Source organism: Stenotrophomonas sp. TWI809 (genome assembly GCF_039673205.1).
Lineage (GTDB): Bacteria > Pseudomonadota > Gammaproteobacteria > Xanthomonadales > Xanthomonadaceae > Stenotrophomonas.
In genome coordinates this window covers 36,127-42,831 of record NZ_JBDJLE010000028.1, presented here as the reverse complement: position 1 = coordinate 42,831, position 6,705 = coordinate 36,127, and the positions used below count along the sequence as shown (strand labels likewise).

Here is a 6,705-nt window from a genome sequence, read left to right as displayed (position 1 = left end):
CCCCCTGGAGGCCCCGTTCAACCGCCCGGCCCCCCGGGGGCCCGCCGCCCCCGGCTCCGGGTCCCCCGGGCCCCGCCCCGCGCCCGGCACGACCGTAACGCCTTCGGCGTTACTCGAACGAACCCACCGAGTCGTGCGACAGGTTGTCGAAGCGGGTGTACTCACCGAAGAACTTGAGCTTGCACGAGCCGGTCGGGCCGCCTCGATGCTTGCCGATGATGATCTCGGCCAAGCCCTTGTCCGGCGACGTTTCCTTGTTGTAGTAGTCGTCGCGGTAGATGAAGACGATCATGTCCGCATCCTGCTCGATAGCGCCGGATTCGCGAAGATCGGCCATCACCGGGCGCTTGTCGGTACGCGTTTCCAGCGAGCGATTGAGCTGGGAGAGCGCGATGACCGGCACGTTGAGCTCCTTGGCCAGGCCCTTCAACGAACGCGAGATTTCCGAGATTTCGGTCGCGCGGTTTTCGCTGTTGCCCGGCACGCTCATCAGCTGTAGGTAGTCGATCACGATCAGGCCCAGGTCGTGCTCGCGCTTGAGGCGGCGGCACTTGGAACGCAGGATCTCCGGCGACACACCGGGCGTATCGTCGATGAAGATCTTGGTTTCCTTCAGCATCCGGATCGCACCGGTCACCCGGCTCCAATCCTCATCTTCCAGCTGACCGGTACGCAGGCGCTGGGCGTTGATGCGGCCGTTGGAGGAAATCAGACGCATCGCCAGCTGCGAGGCCGACATTTCCATCGAGAACACCGCCACGCCCTTCTTGGACTTGATCGCGGCGTACTCGGCGATGTTCAGCGCCAGCGTGGTCTTGCCCATGGCCGGGCGCGCAGCCAGGATGATCAGATCGGTCGGCTGCAGGCCGGCGGTCATCGCATCGAAATCGGTATAACCGGTTGGCAGGCCGGTGATGTTGCCGCCGTTCTCGAAGCGGTTGCGCAGCTCTTCAAAGGCGTCTTTCAACGCACCGGGCATCGCCACGAAATCGGTGCGGCCGCGCGCGCCCTGTTCGGCGATCGCGAACACGGATTTTTCCGCTGCCGAGAGCAGCTCGCTGCTTTCGCGGCCTTCGGGCTGGAAGCCGTCGTTGACGATGTCGGTGCCGACCTGGATCAGCTGGCGCAGCACGGCCTTGTCACGCACGATCTCCGCGTAGGCACTGATGTTGGCGGCCGACGGCGTGGTGCTGGCCAGCTCGATCAGGTACGCGCCATCCCCCACCAGCTCCATCTTGCCCTGCGATTCAAACCACTCGCCCAGGGTCACCGCATCGAACGGGCGATCGCGTTCGGACAGCTCGCGGATCGCGCGGTAGATCATCTGGTGATCGCGGCGGTAGAAGTCGGTTTCGGTCAGCTGGTCGTTGACCCGGTCATAGCTTTCCGGGGCCAGCATCAGCCCGCCCAGCACCGCCTGTTCGGCCTCGATCGAATGCGGCGGCACGCGCAGGGCGTCGATGCGCATCTCATCGCGATCAAAGCGGTCACCGCGGTCTTTGCGGTCGGAACGGAAGCCAGAACGGGCGGACATGGGGGGCGTATTTCCTGCAGTGTGAGGCGTAGGACATGGTAGGCACGCGGGGCGCCCCGCAGCCATGCACAAACCTGTGGATAAGCAGTGGATGAGCTGGGGATACCGGCGCCTGCCGGTACGATCGGCCGGGGCCGTCGCATCGCGTGCGACGGACGCCCTTGCGGCGCCCGTCCACGCCATTATCGCAGATGCATGACCCGCCCGCGGTGGATCAGTGCGTGCCGCCGTGGGTGCCGACCCAGGCGATGAATTTGTCCACGAAGCCCTGCAGGAAGTCCCTGGTGCCCTCATTGCTGATCGTGCCGTGCGCGTCGATCAGCCCTTCCTTGAAGTGCAGGAAGGCCTCGGGCTGGCCCAGCACCGGCATGTCCAGGTAGGCCAGGATGTTGCGCAGGTGCTGCTGGGCCAGCGCCGTGCCGATCACCCCGATCGAGGCGCCGATCACCGCCGCGGGCTTGCCGGCGAAGGCGCTGTCGCCATACGGGCGCGAGCCCAGGTCGATGGCGTTCTTGAGCACGCCCGGGACCGAGCGGTTGTATTCGGGGGTGACGAACAGCACCGCATCGGCCTCCCGGATCTGCTGCTTCAGGCGGACGCCCTGGCTGGGGTAATCCTTGTCGAAATCCTGGTTGTACAACGGCAGGTCACCGATCTCCACGTAGGAGAACACCGCCTTGCCGGCGGCGAGTTTCTCCAGCGCGTGAGCCAACGCCTGGTTGTGCGAGCCCTTGCGCAGGCTGCCGACCAGTACGGCAATCTTGTATTCGGCCATCACGTTCGCTCCGTTGGGGGAAAGGCCCAGCCTAGGCGGGCCCACCTTCGGCAACGGTGAAGGCGGCGTCAGCCACGCATGGCGTGGCGCTACGGCCGACACCACATACGGTAGAGCCACCCCATGGGTGGCTGCCTTACGTCCGCACCCGCACGCGCGGCACTACGCGCCCGTCACGTCGGCGCGTGCGTTGCGCCAATGCGCCTGCCAAGCCTGGAACATCAGCACGTTCCACAGATGCGTGTGCCATTTGCGCTCGCCCTGTTTGAACTGCTGCCACAGCGGGGCGACCGCCTCGACGTTGAACACCCCCTCCTCGGCCAGCCGCGCCGGATCCAGCAGTTCATCGGCCCAGCCACGCAGGTCGCCCTTGAGCCACGCGCTGACCGGGGCCCCGAAGCCGCGTTTGGGGCGGTGCACCATATCCTGCGGCACATAGCGGCCCAGCACGCGCTTGAGCAGGTACTTGCTGACGCCATCGCGCTGTTTCATCGCCATCGGCAGCGACCAGGCGAACTCGGCCACCCGCCAGTCCAGCAGCGGTGCACGCGCCTCCAGGCTGACTGCCATGCTGGTGCGGTCCACCTTGCACAGCAGATCATCCGGCAGATAGGTGCTGAAATCGGCCAGCATCATCGCGTCCGCCGGCGAGCCGGCGCCATGCAGCGGATCGGCCAGGTCGTAGAAGCTGCCGGCCGCCTGCGCGCCACGCACGGCGGCCACTGGATCACGCCAACGCGAAATGCGGTTGCGGTAGACATCCCCAATCCCACGCGCGCCGGACTCGGCCAGCAGCGCCGCCAGCCCGCCGGTGCGCGATGCCTCGCCCTGCGTGTGCGCATGGCGGGCCATCCAGCGCCGCAGCGGCGCAGGCACCTTGCCCAGCAGGCGCCAGTTGCGCATCGCACGCTGATAACGGGTGTAGCCGAAGAACAGTTCATCGCCACCGTCGCCGGACAGCGCCACGGTCACGCCCTGCCGCGCCAGCTTGGCGACCAGCGCCGTGGGCACCTGCGAGGCATCGGCGAAGGGCTCATCGAACATTGCCGGCAGACTGGGCACGACGGCCAACGCATCGGCACCGCTGACATACAGCTCGGTGTGATCGCAGCCCAGGTGCTGGGCCAGCGACTTGGCCAGCGGCGCCTCGTCATGGTCCGAGCCGGTGAAGCCGATGCTGAAACTGTGCACCGGCTGGCTCGACTGCGCCTGCATCAAGGCGGCCACCACCGAAGAATCGGTGCCGCCGGAAAGGAAGACGCCGACCGGCACATCGGCCACCATGCGCAGCGCCACCGCGTCGCGCAGCACGGCATCCAGACGTTCTTCGGCCTCGGCATCTTTACCGGTGAACGGCGCGGCCAGGGCCTGCTGCATGCGCTCGCGCGCGTTCCAGAACGGCTGTTGCAACTGGTCCGGGCGATGCGCGGCAGCGCCGGCGGCCACCGCCTCGGCATCCAGCCGCAGCACGCGACCCGGCATCAGCTTGAAACAACGTTCGTGGATGCAGTGCGGCGCCGGGATGTAGTCCAGCCGCAGCAACAGGGTCAGCGCATCGCGGTCGACCTCGTTGTCGAAGGCCGGGTGCTGCCACAGGGCCTTGAGCTCGGAGCCGAACACCAGTGTTTCACCGGCCCAGCCGTAGTACAGCGGTTTCTTGCCGACCCGGTCGCGGGCCAGCCACAGGCAACGCTCCGCGCGGTCCCACAGCGCGATGGCGAACATGCCGTTGCTGCGCTGCAGGGTCTCGTCGAAGCCCCATTCGGTGATCGCGGCGAGCAGTACTTCCGTATCCGAGTGGCCGCGGAACCCATGCCCCAGGACCTCCAGCTCGGCGCGCAGCTCGGCGAAGTTGTAGACCTCGCCGTTGTAGGCCAGCACGTAGCGGCCATCGGCCGAGGTCATCGGCTGATGCCCCAGCGGCGACAGGTCCAGGATGCTCAGCCGGCGATGCGCCAGCGCGATGCCGGCCGAGGCATCGGCCCACACCCCGCTGTCATCCGGGCCGCGGTGCACCAATGCGTCGCCCATGCGCCGCGCCTGTTCTTCCAGTGCTGCCTGCTCCCTTGCCGGAGCGGGCAGCAACATGCCTGCCAATCCACACATGTATCAATGGTCCTGCGCCAGCGCGAGGGCGGCGTTCAATACCGCATTGTCGCTTGGAAGCACGCACAATGCTGCCCCCGCCAGCGGCGTGTAGGTATCGGCCCCGCATACCCGCCGGATCGGCAGGTGCCCCAGCCCGGCCTCGACCAGCGCGGTGATCACGCCCTCCCCCACCCCCGCGCTGTGCCGCCCCTCATCGACCACCAGCACCCGCTGGGCATCGGCAGCCTGGCCAGCGATGAAACCGGCATTGAGCGGCACCAGCCAGCGCAGATCGACCACCCGCACCTGCCAGCCCAGCTGCTGCTCGATCGCCCGCGCCGCCCGCAGGCTCATCGGCACGCCATTGCCGTAGGTGAAGATGACCAGGTCACTGGCCTCCGGCGCGTAGACCCGGCCCTCGCCGGGTACCAGTGCCTGGTCGGCGGCCGGATACGGGAACAGCCATTGGCCATCGCCCGGCGCGTGCAGGTCCTTGGTCATGTACAGCGCGATCGGCTCGAGAAACACCGCGACCCGGCCGTCGACGGTCGCCAGCGCGGCCAAGGTACGCAGCATCATCGCCGCATCGTCGCCGCGCGAGGGACAGCCGACCACCAGGCCGGGGATGTCGCGCAGCGCGGCGATCGAGTTGTCGTTGTGGAAATGCCCGCCGAAGCCCTTCTGGTAGCCCAGCCCGGCAATGCGCACCAGCATCGGATTGCGGTACTGATCGTTGGAGAAGAACTGCAGTGAGCACGCCTCGCCACGCAGCTGGTCAGCCGCGTTGTGCAGATACGCCAGGTACTGGATCTCGGGGATCGGCAGCATGCCCAGGTTGGCCAGGCCCTGTGCCATGCCCAGGATCATGGTTTCATCGAGCAGGGTATTGAACACACGGCGCGGCCCGAAGGCCTTGAGCAGACCCTTGCTGACTGTGTACACCCCGCCTTTCTGCGCGACGTCCTCGCCGAACAGCAGCGTGGCCGGGTACTTGGCCATCAGATCGTGCAGCGCCTGGTTGATCTGGATCGCCAGATGGCGCGGCGGCTGTGTCTCGGGCAGCTGCGCCTCACCTCCAAACGCGGCGGCACGCGCGTCATCGGCAGCCACCCGCGTGGCTTCGGCATGGACCGCCGCCGGCGAGTACGGCGCCAATGGTGCGATCACTTCCGCGAGATCGGTCAGTTTCGGGCGGCGATCCGCCTCGGCGGCCGCGGCGAAACAGCGCGCGCGCACGCGCTCGTACAGATCGAGCACCTGCGCGGCGGTCATCCACCCGGACTGCAGGGCGATCGCCGCCGAGCGCAGCAGCGGATCGCTGGCCTCGGCCGCGCACAGCTCCGGCAACGGCCGCCATTCGATCTCGAAATCGGTGCCGGCATGGCCCATCAAACGCGTGGTGCGCAGGTGCAGGAAGGTCGGGCGGCGGGTCTGCCGGCAATGCGCCAGCGCGCGCTCGACCTGCGCATGCCCCTCGACCAGATCCAGCCCATCAGCGAAGAAGTAATCCAGGCCCGGGCGGTGCGCGAAACTCTGCGCGATCCAGCCGTCCGGGGTCTTGACCGAAATGCCGATGCCGTTGTCTTCGCAGACGAACAGGATCGGCGCTGGCAGCCGCTGGTAGGCCGCCCACGCCGCCGTGTTGAACGCGGTCTGCGCGGTGGCGTGGTTGGCCGAGGCATCGCCGAAGGAGCAGATCACCACGCTGTCCTCGGGAATCGGCAGCGTGTGACCGATGCGTCGCCCGCTTTCGATGGCCAGCGCGGTGCCCAGGGCCTTGGGCAGGTGCGAGGCGATCGTCGAGGTCTGCGGCAATACCCACAGCGGCTTGCTGCCCCACACTTTGTGGCGCCCGCCGCTGGCCGGATCGTCCCGACTGGCCGCGAACGAGAGCGCCGCGTCCATCACCGGGTCCATGCCGGGCAGCTTGCGGAAGCGCTCGGCCATGAAACCGCCGGAACGGTAGTGCAGGAACGCCGGATCGGTGTGCCGGGACAGGCGCGCCACCAGCGCATTGCCCTCGTGGCCAGACGAACCGATCGTATAGAAGACCTTGTTCTGCACGCGCAGCACGCGCGCCATCAGGTCCAGATGGCGGCTGATCAGCTGCGACTCGAAGAGGTCGGCAAAGCCCTGCGCGTCCAGCGAACTGCCAGGCAGGATGGGGCTGCCGGGGGCTGACCTCGGCGCAGGATCGCCACGCCACTGCTGCACGAAATCGATGAAGTTGGCGTCGCATATCTCGGCCCGGTTGAGGCCCTTCATGCGCGCGGGAATCGGATCGGGAACCACGGCAAACATGCATCAC

General features: G+C 67.3%; 4 protein-coding genes. All 4 read right to left on the bottom strand.

Annotation, left to right across the window (positions count from 1 at the left end; all coding sequences use genetic code 11):
- Window positions 1–109 precede the first annotated feature (109 nt).
- Window positions 110–1,534, bottom strand: a complete 1,425-nt coding sequence (locus tag ABE472_RS16930) for a replicative DNA helicase (protein ID WP_121037974.1) — start codon at window positions 1,532–1,534, stop codon at window positions 110–112.
- A gap of 214 nt (window positions 1,535–1,748) precedes the next feature.
- A complete protein-coding gene (locus tag ABE472_RS16925; RefSeq protein ID WP_313210278.1) occupies window positions 1,749–2,309 on the bottom strand; it encodes an NADPH-dependent FMN reductase in 561 nt (186 codons plus the stop codon).
- Window positions 2,310–2,471: 162 nt separating this feature from the next.
- Entirely contained in the window at window positions 2,472–4,415 is a 1,944-nt protein-coding gene (gene asnB, locus ABE472_RS16920) for an asparagine synthase (glutamine-hydrolyzing) (RefSeq protein WP_346466678.1), read from the bottom strand.
- A gap of 3 nt (window positions 4,416–4,418) precedes the next feature.
- Window positions 4,419–6,698, bottom strand: a complete 2,280-nt coding sequence (locus ABE472_RS16915; RefSeq protein ID WP_346466677.1) for a thiamine pyrophosphate-dependent enzyme — start codon at window positions 6,696–6,698, stop codon at window positions 4,419–4,421.
- Between the last annotated feature and the right edge of the window lie 7 nt (window positions 6,699–6,705).